This window comes from Phytohabitans flavus (assembly GCF_011764545.1).
Classification (GTDB): domain Bacteria; phylum Actinomycetota; class Actinomycetes; order Mycobacteriales; family Micromonosporaceae; genus Phytohabitans; species Phytohabitans flavus.
In genome coordinates this window covers 1,760,280-1,779,278 of the sequence record NZ_AP022870.1, presented here as the reverse complement: position 1 = coordinate 1,779,278, position 18,999 = coordinate 1,760,280, and the positions used below count along the sequence as shown (strand labels likewise).

The window sequence follows — 18,999 nt, the reverse complement described above, 5'->3', positions numbered from 1 at the left end:
AGGTTTCCGCCTGTGGCTGTTTTGCCTCGATACGTGCTGTGCCGGCGGCCAGGCCTCGCGCCGTCGAGCCGGTTCGCTCCTCGCAGACCGTCATGAGGTCGCGCTCGGTCGCGTCGCTGAGAATGCTGGCCGGCGCGGCCGGGCGTCGGTTGGCGGGTCCATGACCATTACACCGTTTTGGTCACAGGAGGTCGGAGAGCAGTGCGGCCGCGCGGGCGGCGCCGTCGGTGGAGACGGGACGGTATCGGACCTCGCGGCCTATCTCAGCGGTGATCGCGTCGGCGAGCGAGTCGGGGGTGAGGTCGGCGAAGTCGAGTTGCCGGCCCGCGCCGTGGCGGCGGAGCCGGTGCGCTACGTGGAAGTTCTGCTCGAAGTGGTGGCGTAGTGGCACGTAGATGAACGGCCGGCTGGTAGCGGTCAGCTCCATGCACGTTGTCAGGCCGCCCTGCACGACCGCCAGGTCGCAGGCCGCGAGGTGACGGTGCAGGTCCGGCACGTACGGCCGGACTTCCAAGCCGTGGCCGGTGGGGAGCGAAGCCGGGTCGATGCGGGGACCGGTGACCACGATCATCCGCAGGCCGGCGACGCGGCGGGACGCCTCCGGGAAGGCGTCCATGACGCGGCGCAACAGGTCGGTGCCGACGCCGGAGCCGCCAGCGGTCACGACGCAGACCCGCTCGCCGGGCCGGTAGCCGAGCTCCGCCCGCAGTGCCGCGCGGTCGGCGTAGTCGCCGGGGTCGAAGCCGGTGACGTACCCGGCGAAGTCGTAGTGGGCCTGGGTCCACTCGCGAATCAGTGGCAGGTCGCGGCCGAAACGGTCCGCCACGATGTCGTCCGGGTCGCCGATGTACACCGCCCGGTCGCGCAATCGCGGGAAGCGGGCGATGTGGCCGATCATCTCGGCGTTGTAGTCGGCCGCGACGAGCGCCTCCCGCTCGCCGCCGTCGGGCATCGGCAGGTAGCCGACGAAGTCGGTCAGCCAGGCGTAGGCGAATCGTTTGAGCTCCGGGTTTTCGTGCAGGAAGTGGTCGACGTCCCAGGCCTCGTCGCCGATGACCAGGTCGTACTGCTCTTCGGTGACCACGTCTCGGAACACCATGAAGTTCGACAGCAGGATCTCGTCCATCCGGCGCAGCGCCTGGAAGCAGTGCAGGTCGTGCTCGCCCGCCTCGCTCTCGATGTGCTGGGACTCGTTGACCAGCCACCGGCTCGCCGGATGGACGTGCTCGCCGGCGTCGTCGAGCAACCGCGTCACCGGATGCTGGGTCAGCCAGTCGACCCGCGTATCCGGGTGGCGCTCACGCAGCTCGCGGGCGATGGCCAGGTCGCGCCGCGCGTGTCCCAGCCCGATCGGCGAGCACAGGTAGAGCACCCGCTTGCGCCGCCGGTCCCAGCGGGTCCACGTGCGGCGGGCCGGCGTCGGCGGGCGAAACCGCTCGGCGAACGCGCGGATCAGCAGGTTGATCCGGACCGGATCGCGGGCCATCGGGATGTGGCCGGCGCCCTCCAGCACCACCAGCTCGCCGCCGGACAGCTCGGCGACCCGCTCGCCGCAGCGCAGCGGTATCACGCGGTCGTCGTCGCCGTGGATGGCCAGCACCGGCGTGGCGATGCGCGCGCACCAACCTTCGACGGTCTCCCGCTTGGGGAAAGACGCGGCCGACTCTGCGACGAGTACCGCGCCGGCCGTCTCCAGGCCCCAACCGACCGCATCCTCTGTGGGTTTGGTGGAGTGCGCCTCGCTGAAGCACTGTCCAAAGAAGAACCAGAGGAAGTCCTCGTAGTGCTCCAGCCAGTACTCGCGGTTGTACTTCGCCCAGTGCTCGCCGGGGTCGGTGCCGAGCGCCGGCACCGACGACGGTTCGAGCTGCGGCGCGGGCCCGGTCAGCGACATGTGCGCGGCGCGCACCGGGTCGCGCGACGCGAGCGGGACCGCCGCGCCGACGACGATGGTCCCGTGTACTCGCGACGGGTGCTCGGCGGCCAGCTCCAGCGCCCAGGAGGCGGCCCGCGACAGCCCGACGACGACGGCCCGGTCGGTGCCGGTGGTGTCCAGGACGGCGAGCGCGTACGCCACCTGCGCCGACTGTTCGTATGCCGCAGGTGTGAGCGGCCGGTCGGACTGCCCGTTGCCAGGACCGTCGTACATGACGACCCGGAAATGTCGGGCCAGGTAAGGCACCTGGAGCTTCCAGAATCGCTTGTGGACGATCGTCCATGTCGGCAGCAGGAGGAGGGTAGGCCCGCCCGATCCATGTACCTCGTAGTGGATTTTGACGCCGAGGTGCTCGACGAAGCCTTCGGTGTCAGCCCGCCTGGCGTGCATGCCGCTGCCTCCTGGCGAGCGCGCTAGGGCGTGGCACGAAGCGCGGCACCCGCGCCAGATACCTCTCGTACGGCTCGCCGAGCTGGCGACGCAGGTCGTGCTCCTCAAGCCGCACGGCGACGAGGATGTAGCCCGTGGCCACGGCGGCGAACAGCAGCCGTCCGGCGCTCATGTCGGGCGTGACCCAGAAGGCGATCAGGAAGCCGACCATGAGCGGGTGCCGGACCAGCCGGTAGAGCAGCGGCTCGCGAAAGCCGGGCTCCGCGTAGCTGCGATCGCTGGCCCGGGCCAGCACCTGCCGCAGCCCGAATAGGTCGAAGTGACCGATCAGGAACGTGCTGAGCAGCAGGACGCCCCAGCCCAGCCCGTACCCGGCCCAGAGCAGTGACCGCGCCCAGGTGGCCTCCACCGACCAGACCTGGTCCGGCAGCGGGCGCCACTGCCATAGCAGCAACGCCACGACGAGGCTGGCCGCCAGCACGTACGTGCTGCGCTCGATCGCTGGCGGGACTATCCGCGTCCACCATCGCTTGAACCAGGGTCGTGCCATCACGCTGTGCTGGACGGCGAACGCGCCGAGCAGCAACAGATCAACGAGCACCGCTCGCCAAGCCGGGCCAGCCGGGCCGTCGTCGACGTCTTTGGGCACGCCCACGCCGGCGAGAAAGCCGACTGTGTAGAGCAGTACTCCGATAAACAGGGCGTACGCCACAAGCCCGTACGCCAGCACCGATGCGCGGCGAATCACATCTACCCCCCTACCGTACCGTTCGGTCGACCGACCGATAAGGTGGGACGCTAGCATTCGGTCGAGCGACCGACAAGTGTCGGAAATTGGCGGCGGGAGCACGCGATGGCGGAACGAAGCGGTGAGACGGCGGACCGGATCCTGCAGGCCGCGCGGTCCGGTTTGCTCACCGACGGCTATGCGGCGCTCTCCACCAGGCGGGTCGCCGACCTGGCTGGCGTGCCGCTCAGCCAGATTCACTACCACTTCGGCGGCAAACAGGGCCTGATCCTCGCGTTGCTCGAGCGGGAGAACGCTCGGCTGGTCGAGCGCCAGCGCCACATGTACGGCACGGAGACCCCGCTGTGGAAGCGCTACGAGCAGGCGTGCGATTTCCTGGAGGACGACCTCGCCTCGGGATACGTGCGGGTGCTTCAGGAGATGATGGCCGCCGGCTGGTCCGACCAGGCGCTCGGGCGTCAGGTCGTGGCGATGCTCAACGCGTGGTTCACCGTGCTGGAAGAGGTGGCGTGCGAGGCGGAGGCCCGGTTCGGTTCGCTCGGTCCCTTCACAGCCGGCGACCTCGCGGCTCTGATCGGCTTGTCGTTTCTGGGCGGTGAGGCGGTCATCCTCCTCGGCGAGGAGCAGTGGAGCCGGCGGGTGCGCGGCAGCCTGCGCAGCGTCGGCGAGCTTATTCGGCGCTTCGAGGAGCCCTCCTAGATCGATGGCCGGAAGTTTCGGTGGCGGTCCCGACACGTTGGCGGTTGGTGTATCAAAGGTCGACATCCCTCTGGCACGGTATTTGCCACCTATCGGGCGCTCTCATGGCCGTTGCCGCATTTGTGGTACATGTCGAAGGGGTTGGACGGAGCGCCGCACAAGGTGCCCGAAGGCCCCGTCGGGCGTCGCCCTCGGGGCGGTGACGGGCGGGTCCGTGGACCCGCCTGAGCGACCCGTCGGGCCCAGGCCGGCGACGCGGCAGGCGACGCCCGCGGCCCCGGAAGACCCGCTCGGGTTCCCCCACATTGCCATCACAGACCTCACATACGGGACATGCGGGTCGCCATCACCCGATGCCGCGGCCCGCACCCCCGGCCCGGGAATGGATCCGGGTCGCCGGCCGGTTGTACATGGCCGCACGCCGAAACCCCGGCCGCCACCAGCCCGGGTTGCGCACCTGGCCCGCCATCAGACGGGCCCCCGCCCGGCGGGAATCACCCGCCACCGCGGACGGTTACATCCCCCGCACGTCTGAGCAGCAGGCCCCCGGGCCGCGGGAATCACCCGCCGCCGCGGATCGTTACATCCTCCGCACGTCTGAGCAGGCCCCCAGGGCCGCGGGAATCACCCGCCACCGCGGATCGTTTACATCCTCCGCGCGTCTGAGCAGGCCCCCAGGGCCGCCGACGATCCCCCGAAGACTTTCCCCCTTTTCGCATGGCATCCGCGTCCCCCGGGCGCGTGCATGCCGTGTATCCCCAACGGAAGGCGTGAACTCACCATGCGTACCGACATCATGCGCAAGATCGCCCTCACCGCTACCGGTATCGCCGCCACCGCCGGCGGCATCGCCGGCCCCGCCGTCGCCGCCCACGCCGCCCCCGCCGCGCAGGCCGCGCAGGTGCAGACCGACCGCAAGCCGACCAGCGAGCGGGAACTGAACGTGCGCTACGAGGCCCAGCCGAACTTCTACTACTGCGGCCCCGCCGCCACCCGCAACGCCCTCTCCGTGCAGGGCAAGAACATCGACGTCAACACCATGGCCAAACAAATGGGCACCACCGAGGCCGGCACCAACAGCATCAACGACATCACCCCGGTCCTGAACAAGGAAACCGGCAAGACCGACGCCTACAAGTCGGTAGAGATCCGCGACAGCAACGCCGACGACAAGCAGACCGACAAGCTACGCACCGACGTCGTCCGCACCGTCGACGAAGGCCGCGCCGTGGTCGCCAACATCGCCGGCACCACCACCGACACCGACGGCGTCAGCCACTCCTACGAAGGCGGCCACTACATCAGCGTCGTCGGCTACCACGACAACGGCAAGACCGTCACCATCGCCGACTCCGCCAACCCCGACCAGGCCTCCTACCACATCAGCGTCGACAACCTCGCCGACTGGATCGCCACCCGCGGCTACTCCACCTCCTAACCATCCACACCAAACGACAAGGGCCGACCCCACAAGGGGCCGGCCCCTTCGTCCTATCAGGACCGGCCGGCTGCCAGTCTGGTCAGGGTTGGGGGCGGACCAGGCCGGCGTCGTAGGCGAAGACGATGGCGGCGGCGCGGTCGCGGGCACCGAGCTTGTGGAAGAGCGCGCCGACGTGGGTCTTCACGGTGGTCTCGGCGAGGAAGAGCTGTTCGGCGATCTCGCGGTTGGAGGCGCCGCGGGCCATCAGGCGCAGCACGTCGAGCTCGCGGTCGGTGAGCGCGTCGAGGCGTCCGTCCTTTCGTACCGGCGGCCGGGCGACCTGCCGGTACGAGTCGAGGATCGGACCGAGCAGCGTGCCGTCGATCCAGGTGCCGCCGGCCGCGACAGTGCGTACCGCCTCGATGAGGTTTTCCGGCGTCGCGGACTTGAGCTCGAAGCCTGCGGCGCCGGCGTCGACGGCCGACCAGAGCACCTCCTCATCGCCGAACGTGGTGAGGATGCAGACCGGTGGCCCGCTAGCGGCACGTACCAGGCGGGTCGCCTCGACGCCGTCGGTGCCCGGCATGCGTACGTCCATGCAGACGACGGTGGGGGCATGCGCGGCCACGGCCTGGACGACCTCGCTGCCGTCGTTGCATTCGCCGACGACCTGGATGTCGGGCTGGCTGCGCAGGATCAGCGCGAGGCCAGCGCGCACCATCGGCTGGTCGTCGACCAGGAGGACCCGGATCACGCGGACGCTCCGGTGAGGCGGCGGGGAAGGCGGGCCTGGACCACCCAGTGCCCGGCGTCCGGCTGGGCCTCGAAGGTGCCATCGATGGCGGCGACCCGGTGCTCGAGCCCGGCCAGCCCCATGCCGGAGCCACCGTTGGCGGAGCTCGTGCCGAGCTCGCTCGCCACCCGCACCGTCACCCTGTCGCGCTCAACCCCGATCCGGACCGTCGCCTCTGGCGAGCGGGCGTGCTTGGCCACGTTGGTGAGAGCCTCGCGCAGCACGTCGTGGAGGACAATGCGAGGGGCTGCCGATACGCCGTCCATGTCGCCGGCGACGTCGATGTCGATGCGCATACCGGCGTCACGGTACTTGTCGAGCATGCGGTCCAGCTCGCCTGGCTCGATCGGAGCGGTGACGTGCGCGCCCTGGTGCATCAGCATCAGCGCCTGGCGCAGCTCGTCCATGCCCTTGCGGCCCACCGCCTCGGCCTGTCGCAGAGCTTCCTCGGCCTCGGCGGGCGAGGACGAGAGGATCATGCGTGCCCCGGAGAGGTGCAGGAGTACGACGCTGAAGCTGTGCCCCACAAGGTCGTGCAGGTCACGGGCGATGCGCTGGCGGTCCTCGGCGACGGCCGTCTCAGCCAGCCTAGTGCGGGTGCGGTCGAGCTCGTCGATCAGCATCCACTGCTGCCGGACCACGTGGCCGAACCCCCAGCCGATCAGCAGCCCGCCGAACCAGAGCCAGGCGCCGATCCGCCTGTTCCAGTCGTTGGTCGTAAACCACCAGATCAGGAACGGCGACAGCAGGCACAGGCCCATCGCCACGACGTCGGCCCGCCCCTTGCGCCCCGCCGCGACCACCGCGAGCGCGGTGATGACCACCATGTACGGGGTCTGCGTGACGACCAGCGAGTCGCCGATGACGGTGGGGATCGTGACCCACGCGAGCAGGAGCCAGCCCGGCATCGACCGCCAGCAGGCCCGCGCGATCAGCGCCGGCAGCATCACCAGCGCCAGGATCCAACCCCACCGCAGGGTGTACGCGAGGTTGAGCACCCCGAAGCCGGTGCCCAGCAGGGCCGCCCCGATCACGAACTCGTCGCCGTCGCGCAGCAGTGGGGGCATGCCCGGAATATAAGTCAGCCGCCGGTCCGGACGGTTCCGACCGCGGTGCCCACCCACCTCCTCCCGTGGTAGGAGAAAGCGCTTCGTCACCAGCCCACGGACGCGCCACGTGCGGCACCGCGCTCCGACGACATCGTGGCCCGTCGACTCCTAACTTCATCGCCAGGCGTCCGGACGGACCGGGCCGCGAAGGAGGTAGTCATGTTCACCGCGCTCGGCAGACTCGTCGCGGGACGCACCAAACTGGTCCTGTTCGGCTCACTTGTCGCGTTCGTCGTGACCGTGATCCTCGGTGTCGGGGTGTTCGGCAGCCTGGCGTCCGGTGGCTTCGAGGACCCAGACTCCGACTCCGCGCGGGCCAGCCAGCTCCTCGAACACGACCTCGGCGCCGCCTCGCCCAACCTCCTGGTCGTCGTCACCCCGAACGCCGGCGACGTCGACTCCCCAGAGGCGACCGCGGCCGGCACCGCCCTGTCCGAGAAGCTCGCCGCCGTCGAGGGCATCGACGAGGTGACGTCGTACTGGCAGGCCGGCAAACCACCGTCCCTGCGCTCGGACAACGGGTCGTCGGCGATGCTGCTCGCCCACGCGGCCGGCGACGACGAGGACGCGAACGCGACGGCCGCACGGGTCCGCGAGGAGCTCACCCGCGACCGCGGCCCGCTGACGGTCGAGGTCGGTGGCCCGGCGGCCATCGGTGAGGCGATCGGCACCGGCCTGGAGGAAGACCTGACGCTCGCCGAGTCGATCGCGATCCCGCTGACGCTGCTGCTGCTCCTGCTGGTGTTCCGCGGCGTCGTGGCGGCCCTGCTGCCGCTCGTCGTCGGCGGCGCGGCGACCTTCGGGGCGTTCTTCGTGCTCTGGGGGACCGCGCAGTTCACCTCCGTCTCGGTGTTCTCCATCAACCTCGTCACCGCGCTCGGCCTCGGCCTGGCCATCGACTACTCGCTGCTCATGGTCTCCCGCTTCCGGGAGGAGCTGGACGCCGGCTGGGGGCCCGACCAGGCGGTCATCCGCACCGTGGAGTCCGCCGGCCGTACCGTGGTCTTCTCCGGGGTCACCGTGGCCGTGGCGCTGATGGCGCTCGTCGTCTTCCCGCTGTTCTTCCTGCGCTCGTTCGCCTACGCCGGCGTCGGCGTGGTGCTGGTCGCCGTGCTCTCCGCGGTCGTCACGCTCCCCGCACTGCTCAGGCTGCTCGGCCACCGGGTCAATGCGTGGCGCCTGCCCGGTATGCGGCGCCAGGCAGGCAGCGAGTCCCGGCAGTGGGCGGCCGTCGCTCAGCGGGTGCTCCGCCGCCCCCGTCTGGTCACCGCCGCCGTGATGGTGCTGCTGTTGCTGCTGAGCATCCCGTTCTTCAACATCCAGTTCGGCAACCCCGACGCCCGCGTACTCCCCGCCGACAGCCCGGCGCGGATCGCCACCGAGAAGGCCCAGAACGAGTTCGGGTTCGCCGCCGAGGCGTTCCCCGTCGTGATCGCCGGCTCGCCGAACAGCGCCGACGTCGACACGTACGCGGCAGCGGTGTCCAAGGTGGACAACGTGGCCGAGGTCCACACTGCCCGCGGCACCTGGACCGGCGGCCAGCGGGTCGGCGAGCCGACCGGGCAGTCCCAGCAGTACGCCACCGACGCCGGCGAGTGGTTCGAGATCGTGCCGTCGGTGCGACCGATCTCGGAGGAGGCGCAGGAGCTGGTCCACGACGTACGGGACATCGCCGCGCCGTTCGAGGCGCTCGTCGGCGGGAGTGCCGCCCGGCTCGTCGACACCAAGTCGGCCATCTTCTCCACCGCGCCCTGGGCCACCATCTGGATCGCGGTCGCGACGTTCGTCCTGCTCTTCCTGATGTTCGGCAGCGTGCTCGTACCGCTGAAGGCGATCGCCCTCAACACCCTCAACCTGACGGCCATGCTCGGCCTCATGGTCTGGATCTTCCAGGACGGCAACCTCGCCGGCCTGCTGGGGTTCACCGCCACCGGGTTCACCGACACCGCGATGCCGCTGCTCATGTTCGCGGTCGCGTTCGGCCTGTCCATGGACTACGAGGTCTTCCTGCTCGCCCGCATCAAGGAGGCGTATGACCGTACCGGCGACAACCACCGCGCGATCGTCACCGGCATCGCCAAGACCGGCCGCATCGTCACCGCGGCGGCGCTGGTCCTGTCGATCACGTTCTTCGCGTTCGCGGTCAGCGGGATCACGTTCATGAAGATGTTCGGCCTGGGCCTGGGCATCGCGGTCCTGATCGACGCCTTCATCGTCCGGGCGACCCTGGTGCCGGCCCTGATGAAGCTCGCCGGCAGGCTCAACTGGTGGGCCCCGGCCTGGGCCCGCCGCCTGCACGAGCGGGTCGGGATGGACGAGACCGCCGGCCCGTCCTCGTCCGACCGGCCCCAGGAGCTCACTCCGGCCGGGCGCTGACGCGCCCACCCGAGGGGCCTGCGACCACCCCGGGTCGCAGGCCCCTCTACGCCTGACGCGCCGCGACCACGGTGCCCGCGATAGCAAGCCCAGCCATGACCAGAAACGCGGTGTGGAAGCGCACGGCGGGTGCGGCCGCCCAGGTGGTGACGATCGCGGCGCACAGGCCGGTGGTCAGCGTGCTGGCGAGGCCGTCGCTGACCTGCAGCGCACTGGATGTCCCACCGTGCCGCGCGGGCGGCGCCGCTTCCAGCGCGTGGCGGTTTACCGCGGTCATTCCGGCGCCCATGCCGACTCCCGCGAGAAGCCAACCAGTAGCGATGGCCGCTGGCGGCAGCCGGTCGCTGAGGCCGGCCGCGGCGGCGAGAATGCCGGCAGCCAGGAGCAGACAACCGGCAGCCGGCAGCGTCCGCGCCGACTGACGGTACGCAGGCCGGGCCTGTAGCCAGGAGCCGACCGCCCAGCCCACCGAACCCGACGCCAGGACCAGGCCGGCAACGACGGCGCTCGCACCGCGTTCGCGGACGAGCATGAGCGGCAGCAGGATCTCCGTGCCGAAGAACGCTCCGGCCAGTACGCCGCGGAGCAGCACGAGGGCCGGTAGGCCGGGCCGGGCACGCAATGTGCCGGGCGGGAGCAGCCGGGGCACCGTGGCCGCGAGCACGCCGACGGCGACCGCGCCGCAGCCGAACATCACGACGGGCGACCGCGCGGTCATCGCGTACTGAAGCACCACCCCGCCGGCGGCGGTGCCAGCCGCCAGCCCTGCGATCCGCGAAAACCGGACCGGGTCATCCTGGTCCGGCGGTGGGCCTCCGCAGGAGCGCACGTGCGGCAGCAGCACGGCGATGGCCGGGGCTAGGGCGAGCGGGACGGCGGCGAAGATCCAGCGCCAGCCGGCGTGCACCGTGATGAGCGCGGCGATCGGCGGGCCGGCGATCGAAGGCACCACCCACGCGCTGGCCATCGCGGCGAACACCGCCGGGCGGGCCGTCGGCGGGAATCGGCGGGCGGCGAGAACGTAGAGGACCACCACCAGCAGGCCGGCGCCGAGTCCTTGTGCGGCGCGCCCGGTCAGCAGGGCCGCGGCCGTCGGTGCGAGACCGACCAGGAGCGATCCGGCGGCGAAGGCGACGGCCCCGCCGATGAACGGTGGCAGCGGACCCCGCCGGTCGACGGCCGCCCCGCAGATGACACTGGCGAACAGCGACGCGGTCAGGTAGACGCCGAAAGCCGGACCGTATGCGGCAATGGCGCCCAGGTCGGCGAGGGCGGCCGGCAACGCGGTGATGACGGCGAATGCCTCGAAGGCCACCAGTGATACGACGGCGACGATTCCGAACGTTGCCCGGCGCTGGCCGGTAACCGTTACGGGTGCGGGGGACAGCGCCACGGCGATGGGGATCCGCCGCTCACCGGTGGGAGGCTGGCAACGGTGTCGTTTCGCGTTCGGTGACCTGCCAGGACGAGCCAGTGCGGATGATGAACCGGGCCACGCGGCGGTGGCGGTCGAGATGCAGGCTGCGTTCGTCGGTCCACCCCTGTAGGCGGAACTCGCCGCCGCCGACATGTACCAAGGCGATCGGCGCGCTGGCTGTGCCATCGTCGAGGACCAGGCCGTTGGGCTGTTCCTCCACCGTCGCCCGCCGGTCGGCGGTGTCCGAGGGCCGATCGCCGAACGCCTCACCGGACCAGTGGCCGAAGTCCTCGGGCAGGGCGAACGCGCACCGGAACGTCGCCCGTTCGGGCAGCGCCAGGGGGATCTCCGGCCGTTCGAACAGCACGTCGGCGACCCCGAGCGCGTCGACGAAGCCCGGGGGAACAGGTCGAACAGCGGCCGCGTAATCGCGCAGTCGATGACGAGGTGTACCCGGTTGCTGGTGCCGGTGTTGGCGATGGAGTGGGGGCGTGAGAAGTCCCCGTACCAGAAGGTGCCGGGTTGCCAGCGGTGCACCTCGCCGTCGAGCACGAGGATCGCGCCGTCGTTGGTCACGATCGGCACGTGCAGGCGCAGCATGCCGTACGGGAAGCCAAGCGGTGTGTCCCGATGTGTCTCGACGCTGGCTCCGGGCGCCAGCGACATCAGCCGGGCGGCCCGCACGCTGGTAGGCACGGACTCGATGATTTCCGCGAGGTAGGGGGCCCGGGCCAGCCAGGACGTGGCCGCGAAGGGCAGCGGCCCGGGCCCGCCGGCGTCGGTGCGCCGTTCGTCACCGCCGGGGCTGCGTAGCGGCAGCACCCGCCAGTCCGCGGCGTACTCCTCGCTGGCACCGTCCTCCGAGTAGGTGCGCTGCCGCCGCCAGTCGTCTCTGGTCAACGCGGTCAGCTCGGCCCGCAGCCGGTCGGGGTCGAACGTGGCGGCAAGCCGTGCGGCCGCGGGCAGGCCGGTGGAGGTTTCCGAAGCGGTGGTCGTGGCGGCGGTCATTGGTTCCTCCATGCGACGAGCGGCTCAGTCGGATCGGGCGGTTGGGAGGCGCCGCCGGTCGCTGTGGCCGGGGAGAAACCGGCGGCGATGAGGTCGGCCCGGACGTCGGCGAGGCGGTGCACGTACCGGTGTCGCCGCATCTGGTGCACCGACCGGCGTCCGTCGCACTCGGCGACGTAGCGGTAGAAAATGTCGGCCGAGTCGTCCGTGGCCGCGAGGACGGTCACCGACAGCTGGTACCGGCACCGGCCGGCCTCGGCTTCGGCGACCACCGTCTCGGTCGGGCCCACCTGTGGCACGGCGGGCTTGGCCTCCACCATGTCCAGCGCCAGCGGTGCGCCGGGTCGCAGGTGCGCGGCGAGCTCGGCGAAGGTCCGGCGCCGGTCGGTGGCACTGAGGAACTGCAGCGAGCCGGCGAGGTAGGCGTAGTCGAAGACGCCGGTGATCTCGAGTCCTGGTGCGCTGCCGGCGGTGACCGTCAGGTACGGCCAGAGCGGGCGCCGGTCGGCGAGCTTTGCCAGCAGCGCGCTGCGCATGCTCGCGGAGGGCTCCACGCACCACACGTGGGCCTGGCGCTCGGCGACGGCAAGCGCGACCCGTCCGGTGCCGGCACCCACGTCGAGTACCCGCGTTCCGGGCTGTGCCAGCGCGGCGAACGCCGGCACCCGGGGCAGCGCGTCGTCGCCCTGCGCGGCGGCGAACAGGTCGTAGATGCCGGCGACGTCGGCGTACCCGTCCTTCTCGACCGCGGCGGTGTCGGGGGTCATCACCTGGTTCGACGTCACCGCGGGGCTCCCGGCGTGGTAGCCGCACGTACGTCGGTGACGTCGGTGGCGAGCCGCCCGAGCACCCACGCCAGGGCGGGCGCGTTGGCGTCGAGGGCCTGCCGGTTGATCGTGGCGGTGGCGTCGCAGGGCTGGTGGTAGCAGTGGTCGAACAGCTGCCCGGCCCGGCCGCCGAAGAGCGCCTGCTGCGCGGGGGTCTTGATCCCGATCGAGCCGCCGTCGATGCCGCCCACCGGGATGCCCACGGCCTGGAACGCCAGGTGATCGGAGCCCACCGAGTCGGGGCTGGTCCGCTCGTAGGGCAGCGCGTGCGTGTCGAAGTACGCGGCGAAGGCGTTGGCGATGACGTGTGAGCCGCCGGTACCTGGGTCCCAGACGAAACGGCCATAGTTGGGTGAGGCGATCAGCTCCCCGTTCAGCACGGCCGCGATGCGCTGCCGCTCGGCGGCGGAGAGGTTGGCGACGTAGTACTCCGAGCCGATGTTGACCAGCTCCTCCGCACCCCACCACACAAACCGCACCTTGTTGGGTACCGCGTCCTGGGTGCCGGCCAGCTCCAGCGCGACCTGAAGGACGGTCGCGGCGGTGGACCCGTTGTCGTTGATGCCCGGTCCCTCGGTGACGCTGTCGAGGTGCGCGCCGACCAGCACGACGTCGTCCGGGTCGCCGCCCGTGGTCTCGGCCACCAGGTTGACCGTGGTGCGTGGCACGGAACGGGCCTGCAATGCCAGGTGCGCGCGGACGGTACCGGCGCTCGCCGCGCGTGCCAGCCGCTCGCCGTCGCGCTGCGACACGGAAGCGGTGGGGATGGTGAAGTCCGCCGGGGTGAACGCGATGAACCGGTAGATGTTCTCGGGCGACGGCGTGGCGTAGTACAGCAGCACCGCGCGCGCACCGAGCCCGGCGGCGACCTGTTGCTGGCGGGTGTACCCGCAATCGGCGCGGGCCAGCACCACGATCTTCCCGGTGACGGCGACCCCGGTGTAGTCGGCCGGGTCGCAGCCGGTGCGCCCCGCGGGCGGCGTCGCCAGTGGCGCGTCGATGCCTCCCGGCGAGGTGGACGGGGTGAACCGCATCATCAACACCGGCAGGCCGCCACCGCCCGCGCCGGTGACCGCCAGCCTCTCGGTGTCGATCGCGAAATCGGTGTAGGGCACGGTCTGTTCTGTCACCCGGTAGCCGGCCGCCCGCAACTGCGTGCTCACGTACCGCGCGGAGCGGGTGAACCCGATCCGGTTGTAGCCCCGGTCACCGCCGCTGGCGTCAGCGATGGCCTGCAACGCCGCCAGGTGACGGTAGACGTCGGCACCGGTGACCGCGGACGCCAACCGGTCGGCCAACGGCGACCCAGCTGAATCCGCCGCTGGACCAGGCGCCGCCTGCGCGGCGCCGCCGGCGGTCATCGTGGCGACGAACAGCGACAGCACGCCGACGAGCCCGGCCAGCCGGCGCCAGTGGTGGCGCGGGGCTGTGGTGGAACTGGACATGGTGCCCTCCGGTTCTTCACAGGGTGCAGGGGACGGGCCAACGAGTCGGACGCCACGGCAGGGTGAGTACCTGGCCGCCCAGCCGCAGGATCAGACCGTGCCGGTGCAAGGCGGGCAGCACGGCCCGCACCGCCGGCGGCAGCACATCGGGGAGTTGCGGCAGGCGCAGCGTGGCGAGCGCCTCGACGGCGGCCTGGTCGGTGACGACCCGCCGGGTCGCCGGCTCGCGGCGGTCGTCGTGGACCACCACGAAGTCCGGGCCGCGGCGGTAGTAGCACAGGCCGTACCGGTAGCGATGCCGCCACTCCTGTAGTTCGACCGGGGTGAGCCCGGTCGCTTCCCGTGGCGGAGGCAGGTGGGTCAGCGTCCACACCGGCAGCCCGGGCGGCAGGTCGACCGCCCAGTCCACAGTGGTGGCCAGCGCGGCCGCCTCGCGGAGCGCCCGCACCTGGGACAGGGCGTCGGGGTCGGTGCCGTCCAGGCGTACCCGGTCGGCGATGCGCACCGACTGGTGCGCGCTCGGCGCGGCACCGGTCGACGCAGTTGCCGGCCCGGCGGTCATGGCGCACCCCCGGCGTCGGCACCGGCTGCGACCGGCTCGGCCGAAACAGCGGCCGTCACCTCCGGCCGCAGCGGCACCGATCCTGTGACCAGGGCGACGAGCCGGCCGCCCTCCTCGAAGACCAGACCGTCGACTCGCAGCCGGTCCAGCACCGCACGCGCCGCCGCCTGGTCGGTGCCGTCGGCGGCGGCGATCAGGTCGAGCACGGCGGTGGTGGAGCGCGGGCTCCGCGTGGCGGTCAGCGCGGCGAGCGCCCCGGGCGCCTCGACCACGTACTCCCGCTCCGGCCAGCCCTGCCGCCGGTCGCGGACCAGCAGCCCTGCCGGCACCGGTGTGGCCACCAGGCTGCTGCCCGCGTGCCGGTCGTGCCAGGCGTGCACGCCCTCACACAGCATCCGCTCCGGCTCGCCCCGCAGACCCTTCGGTGTTCCTTCGAACTGGTATGCCAGGTCGTGCAGCTCGTCCCGCGGCAGGTCGTACACGTGGTCGTACTGCTCGGCGGGCCGACGCCAGGAGAAACCGAGTTCGGGACGCTCGAAGTACGGGCTGAACCGCTCCAGGAGGATGCGGGTGATCCCGGCCGGTGGTTGCAGATGTACCAGCGCGCCCAGTTGAGCGATGATCTCGGCGTAGTCCTCCTCGGTCTCTCCCGGGAAGCCGTAGAGGATGTTCCAGTCGACGGTGAGGCCGTGGTCGTCGGCGTCCCGCAGGACCTGGATGTTCTGCGTGGCGTGCACGCCCTTTTCCATCAGCTGCAGCACGCGGCTGCTGAGGCTCTCGATCCCCGGTTGGATGTGCCGCACCCCGGCGTCGGACAGCAGCGCCAGCTGGTCTGTGCGCAGGTTCGCCTTGACCTCGTAGCGGATCGTCACATCCCAGTCGAGGGTCCGCAGCCGCGGCAGCAACTCGGTGAAGTAGTCGCGGCTCATGATGTTGTCCACCATCACCACGTCGAGGATCCGGTGCCGCGCGACCATGTCGCGTAGGTCGTCGAAGAACTCTGCGGCGGGCTTGGCGCGAAACGCCATGCTCGTGCCGTTGAGACCGCAGAAGGTGCAGTGGTGCTTCTCCCCCCACCAGCAGCCCCGGGCCGCCTCCAGCGTCAGCTGCGGACGCACCAGCGCGCCCACCCGGCTCTCGGTGAACGCCTGCTGCCAGCGGGCGTAGTCCGGCCGAGGCACCAGGGTCATGGGCACCGTCGCTCCGGGCGGGTTCACCTGTTGCTTTCCGTCCTCGTCGTACCAGCGCAGGCCCGGCACCCCGGCGACGGAACCGCCGCTGTCCAAGGCGTCGAGCAGGGCCACGAAGGCGTGTTCGCCTTCGCCGCTGACCACGTAGTCGACGAACCTGAAGTTGCGGCTGATCGCGTCGCCCATCGGCCCCTCGCAGTTACCGCCGCCGAACACCACCGGCAGGTCGGGGCGGTGCCGCTTGAGTCGTCGCGCCACGGCGAGTGAGGCCGCGTTTTGGGAGAAGGTCGTGGTGAACCCGACGACGTCCGGCGCCTGACCGAGCAGGTACGCCACGGTCGCGTCGACGAATCGGTCCGCGTACGGCCGCATCTGGAGCGACCTGCCCGGGTCGACCCGGCGCGCGCTCAGATAGGACAGGAACTGCTGATACCGCCACTGTGGATCGTCGTACAGGGCCCCGGCGAACACCCACTCGCCGATGGAGTGCCAAACGCCCACGTTCGCGATGTAGTCGTAGTCCTCGGGTGTGATGTCGCCGCCGCTCTCCGCCAGCAACAGATCGGCCCAGTCGAGGTTGGCGTAGTGGTCGACCACGTCGTGGCGTGCCCGGCACCGCTCGGCGCAGGACTTGAGGATGCCCAGTGGCAGCGACGCGGTCTCCAGCCCGTGCCACGGCATCGCGGTCAGGATGATCTTCACGGTTGGCTCCCTGTCGCGTTGGGCAGCCGGCCTGGGGCCCGCACCAATACGGGCAGCCGCGCCACCCCCCGAAGCGTGGCCGTCGGCTCGTACGTCGTCGCGCCGGACGGGACGAACCCCACCCCGGCGGCTTGCAGCCCGATCAGCACCTCCCGCAGTTGGAGTGTTGCCAGCGCGGCGCCGAGGCACGCGTGCGCGCCGCGCCCGAACGCGAGGTGGGTGCCTCGGGCCCGGGTCAGGTCGACGGTGTCGGGGGCGGTGAACACCTCCGGGTCGCGGTTGGCCGCCGCCAGAAACAGCACCAAGACGTCGCCGCGCCGGACGGGTTGCTCGCCGACCAGGCAATCGGTTACGCATGCCCGAGCGTCGGCCTGCACCGGCCCGTCGAGTCGGATGGTCTCGTCGACCAGCGCATCGACCAGGGGCGGCGTCTCGGCGGCCGCCAGCAGATCCGGGTCCCCGACGAGTCGGGCCAGCACACCGCCAAGCAGCCGGCTGACCGACTCGTAGCCGGCGTGCAGGACCGCGCGCAGGGAGTTGGCCAGCACCGCCGCCGGCACGTCGCGCTGGCGGGCGGCCTCGCGGGCCAGGCCGACGAAACCCCGGTCGTCGGCCGTGCGTAGCTGGTCGGTGATCAGCGCGCTCAGCTCGGCGCGGGCCCGGTCGCCGGGCTCGGCCCGGTCCGGGTCGAGGCCGGCGTCCATGCTCCGCACGATCGCGTTGGAGCACGCCTCGAACGACGAACCATCCGGCGCGTCGATACCCAGATAGGCGCAGATCGTCCGTAGGGCCACTGGACGGGCGAACGCGCTGACCAGGTCGACCGTGCCCGCTCGCTCGGTGAGTGCGGAAATGCCGCTGCGGGCGATCGTCGAAACCTCGCGCCGCATCGCCGCCGGCGACCGTTCGTGCAGTGCCGCCACCAGCAGGTGTCGAATATCGGCGTGCTCAGGCGGGTCCAGCGACTGCACGCTCAGCCGCGCCTCCGGGATATCCATTCCTATTCGACGGAAATCAGATCCGAAGTTTGTCGTGTCCCCAAGGACCTGGCGACACTGCCGATATCCCGTAACCACCCATGAGTCCAGCGCCGCGTGCCAATAGACCGGATTCGCCTCGCGAAGCCGCCGATAATACGGATGGGGATCGGCGATCACGGCCGGCGCCAGCGGATCGTAGACCGGGTCCCCCACCGCCGTGCGGCCCATTCCTGTCACAGGGCACATCCCTTCCCGAGGTGAGCTACGCGCTTCGAACCGGGCGTCGCTGCGGCCAGCCGGCACGCCGGATGGCCGCAACGCCCTGACCTGTCAGTGGATGTAACGCATGGCGAGCCCCCCTCCATTCAGCACGAACCGTCGCCGACACGCTTTCGGCGGCGCGACCAGAACTTGGGTATCCGCATACGGCAGGACCTTGGTATTCGCAGGCGTCGATGTCACCGCATGGAACCACAGGTCGGGCCATATGCTTTCGCTTCCTCAAGCTCCCACACCGGTCCGCATCGCGTCAACACTCATAACATCAATAGATACAGCTCCTTCATATGGTGAACGACGTATTGCGGCGCAAATTCGGTTTCCAAGATCATCGATCACGCGGACACGCAGCACGACGGCGGTATCCGGACCGCCGTCGTTAAGAGATTGCAGGTATCTGCAAGAGGCCGTTCAATTCGCGCACCCTCCACACCCGTGGTAGGTTGCGCCGCCCGCCGAGGTCATGCACGGCGCCTTGCTCGACCAGCCACTCCAGCACGCCGACGCCGCAGTTTGTCCCGTGCGCGATCAGCGGCGGATGACTGTGTGGGACTATTCGTGGCCGGTGGCGGCGGCCACGACCCCGCGAACACGGACGACTTGACGCCCGCTGTTGCCGAGCGGCGGAGACCCGTGAGAATTCTCCTGGCATTTGCGTCGGATCCGGGGCGGGTCGTGCGTAGAACAGGCAAGAGGCGGCTGGACGAGGCCGCTGGGAGAAGGGAGTCATGGGATGACGCGGTACTTGATCTCGTTCAATGACGGCGCGATGGACCACATCCCCGACGAGGATTGGCCCGACGTGGGCAAGGCCTCGCACGCGGTGATCCAGGAGGCCGTGAACGCTGGCGTGTTTGTGTTCGGCGCTGGACTCGAACGCCAGAGGGCGAGCGTCGTGGCCACGGACGGGATGATCACCGACGGCCCTTACCCGGAGACCAAGGAGGTCATCGGCGGGTTCGTGGTCGTCGACGTGGCCACACGCGAGGAGGCGCTGACGTGGGCGGCCAAGATTGCCGGCGCTTGCCGCTGCGCGCAGGAGGTTCGGGAGCTCATGCAAGATCCCGAGACAGACGCGATGCTTCGCCGGGCTGACAGGTGACGATGACGTTCCGACG

At 70.7% G+C, this 18,999-nt stretch carries 14 protein-coding genes; 4 read left to right on the top strand and 10 right to left on the bottom strand.

Features of this window, described 5'->3' with window-relative positions; translation table 11 throughout:
- Window positions 1-181: 181 nt before the first annotated feature.
- On the bottom strand, window positions 182-2,326 hold the full coding sequence (locus Pflav_RS07460) for an alpha/beta hydrolase (RefSeq protein WP_173034788.1): 2,145 nt from the start codon (window positions 2,324-2,326) through the stop codon (window positions 182-184).
- Entirely contained in the window at window positions 2,307-3,074 is a 768-nt protein-coding gene (gene mddA, locus Pflav_RS07455) for a methanethiol S-methyltransferase (RefSeq protein ID WP_197938168.1), read from the bottom strand. Before mddA ends, Pflav_RS07460 begins: the two co-directional genes overlap by 20 nt.
- Window positions 3,075-3,179: 105 nt before the next feature.
- Here mddA and Pflav_RS07450 point away from each other — a divergent pair, with 105 nt between their 5' ends.
- Both Pflav_RS07450 and Pflav_RS07445 read left to right on the top strand, forming a co-directional pair.
- Complete coding sequence (locus Pflav_RS07450) at window positions 3,180-3,773, top strand: TetR/AcrR family transcriptional regulator (protein WP_173034786.1); 594 nt, start codon at window positions 3,180-3,182, stop codon at window positions 3,771-3,773.
- A 781-nt stretch (window positions 3,774-4,554) separates the two neighbouring features.
- Window positions 4,555-5,211, top strand: coding sequence for a C39 family peptidase (locus tag Pflav_RS07445; protein WP_173034784.1), 657 nt, complete (start codon window positions 4,555-4,557; stop codon window positions 5,209-5,211).
- A gap of 82 nt (window positions 5,212-5,293) precedes the next feature.
- On the opposite strand, the gene Pflav_RS07440 is transcribed toward Pflav_RS07445, so the two are convergent.
- Window positions 5,294-5,947, bottom strand: a complete 654-nt coding sequence (locus Pflav_RS07440) for a response regulator transcription factor (RefSeq protein WP_173034783.1) — start codon at window positions 5,945-5,947, stop codon at window positions 5,294-5,296.
- Complete coding sequence (locus tag Pflav_RS07435; RefSeq protein ID WP_173034781.1) at window positions 5,944-7,053, bottom strand: sensor histidine kinase; 1,110 nt, start codon at window positions 7,051-7,053, stop codon at window positions 5,944-5,946. Before Pflav_RS07435 ends, Pflav_RS07440 begins: the two co-directional genes overlap by 4 nt.
- A 201-nt stretch (window positions 7,054-7,254) precedes the next feature.
- On the opposite strand from Pflav_RS07435, the gene Pflav_RS07430 reads away from it, so the two are divergent.
- Window positions 7,255-9,471 carry an MMPL family transporter gene (locus tag Pflav_RS07430; RefSeq protein WP_173034779.1) on the top strand — a complete coding sequence of 739 codons (2,217 nt, stop codon included), beginning with the start codon at window positions 7,255-7,257 and terminating at the stop codon, window positions 9,469-9,471.
- 46 nt (window positions 9,472-9,517) lie between these two features.
- On the opposite strand, the gene Pflav_RS07425 is transcribed toward Pflav_RS07430, so the two are convergent.
- The 6 genes from Pflav_RS07425 to Pflav_RS07400 are packed head-to-tail and all read right to left on the bottom strand — an operon-like array spanning window position 9,518 to window position 17,620.
- The gene (locus tag Pflav_RS07425) at window positions 9,518-11,896 is read right to left on the bottom strand and encodes an MFS transporter (RefSeq protein ID WP_173034777.1); all 2,379 of its coding nucleotides are present in this window, start codon (window positions 11,894-11,896) and stop codon (window positions 9,518-9,520) included.
- Window positions 11,893-12,681, bottom strand: a complete 789-nt coding sequence (locus Pflav_RS07420) for a class I SAM-dependent methyltransferase (RefSeq protein WP_173034775.1) — start codon at window positions 12,679-12,681, stop codon at window positions 11,893-11,895. Before Pflav_RS07420 ends, Pflav_RS07425 begins: the two co-directional genes overlap by 4 nt.
- Window positions 12,678-14,168: a M28 family peptidase gene (locus Pflav_RS07415; RefSeq protein WP_173034773.1), complete on the bottom strand. Its 1,491-nt coding sequence runs from the start codon at window positions 14,166-14,168 to the stop codon at window positions 12,678-12,680. The genes Pflav_RS07420 and Pflav_RS07415 overlap by 4 nt, the downstream gene beginning before the upstream one ends.
- A gap of 16 nt (window positions 14,169-14,184) precedes the next feature.
- Window positions 14,185-14,730 (bottom strand): DUF5825 family protein, encoded by a 546-nt coding sequence (locus tag Pflav_RS07410; RefSeq protein WP_173034771.1) that lies wholly within the window; start codon window positions 14,728-14,730, stop codon window positions 14,185-14,187.
- Complete coding sequence (locus Pflav_RS07405) at window positions 14,727-16,622, bottom strand: RiPP maturation radical SAM C-methyltransferase (RefSeq protein WP_173034769.1); 1,896 nt, start codon at window positions 16,620-16,622, stop codon at window positions 14,727-14,729. The genes Pflav_RS07410 and Pflav_RS07405 overlap by 4 nt, the downstream gene beginning before the upstream one ends.
- Entirely contained in the window at window positions 16,619-17,620 is a 1,002-nt protein-coding gene (locus tag Pflav_RS07400; RefSeq protein WP_197938166.1) for a cytochrome P450, read from the bottom strand. Before Pflav_RS07400 ends, Pflav_RS07405 begins: the two co-directional genes overlap by 4 nt.
- 994 nt (window positions 17,621-18,614) lie before the next feature.
- On the opposite strand from Pflav_RS07400, the gene Pflav_RS07395 reads away from it, so the two are divergent.
- On the top strand, window positions 18,615-18,983 hold the full coding sequence (locus Pflav_RS07395) for a YciI family protein (protein WP_173034767.1): 369 nt from the start codon (window positions 18,615-18,617) through the stop codon (window positions 18,981-18,983).
- Window positions 18,984-18,999: the final 16 nt, after the last annotated feature.

What these genes read in the sequence shown, in the direction of transcription:
- Pflav_RS07450 (WP_173034786.1), top strand. Translation starts at nt 3,180, where the DNA reads ATGGCGGAACGAAGCGGTGAGACGGCGGACCGGATCCTGCAGGCCGCG.
- Pflav_RS07395 (WP_173034767.1), top strand. Translation starts at nt 18,615, where the DNA reads ATGACGCGGTACTTGATCTCGTTCAATGACGGCGCGATGGACCACATC.
- Pflav_RS07460 (WP_173034788.1), bottom strand. Translation starts at nt 2,326, where the DNA reads ATGCACGCCAGGCGGGCTGACACCGAAGGCTTCGTCGAGCACCTCGGC.
- Pflav_RS07425 (WP_173034777.1), bottom strand. Translation starts at nt 11,896, where the DNA reads ATGACCGCCGCCACGACCACCGCTTCGGAAACCTCCACCGGCCTGCCC.
- Pflav_RS07430 (WP_173034779.1), top strand. Translation starts at nt 7,255, where the DNA reads ATGTTCACCGCGCTCGGCAGACTCGTCGCGGGACGCACCAAACTGGTC.
- Pflav_RS07415 (WP_173034773.1), bottom strand. Translation starts at nt 14,168, where the DNA reads ATGTCCAGTTCCACCACAGCCCCGCGCCACCACTGGCGCCGGCTGGCC.
- Pflav_RS07435 (WP_173034781.1), bottom strand. Translation starts at nt 7,053, where the DNA reads ATGCCCCCACTGCTGCGCGACGGCGACGAGTTCGTGATCGGGGCGGCC.
- Pflav_RS07410 (WP_173034771.1), bottom strand. Translation starts at nt 14,730, where the DNA reads ATGACCGCCGGGCCGGCAACTGCGTCGACCGGTGCCGCGCCGAGCGCG.
- Pflav_RS07445 (WP_173034784.1), top strand. Translation starts at nt 4,555, where the DNA reads ATGCGTACCGACATCATGCGCAAGATCGCCCTCACCGCTACCGGTATC.
- Pflav_RS07400 (WP_197938166.1), bottom strand. Translation starts at nt 17,620, where the DNA reads ATGGATATCCCGGAGGCGCGGCTGAGCGTGCAGTCGCTGGACCCGCCT.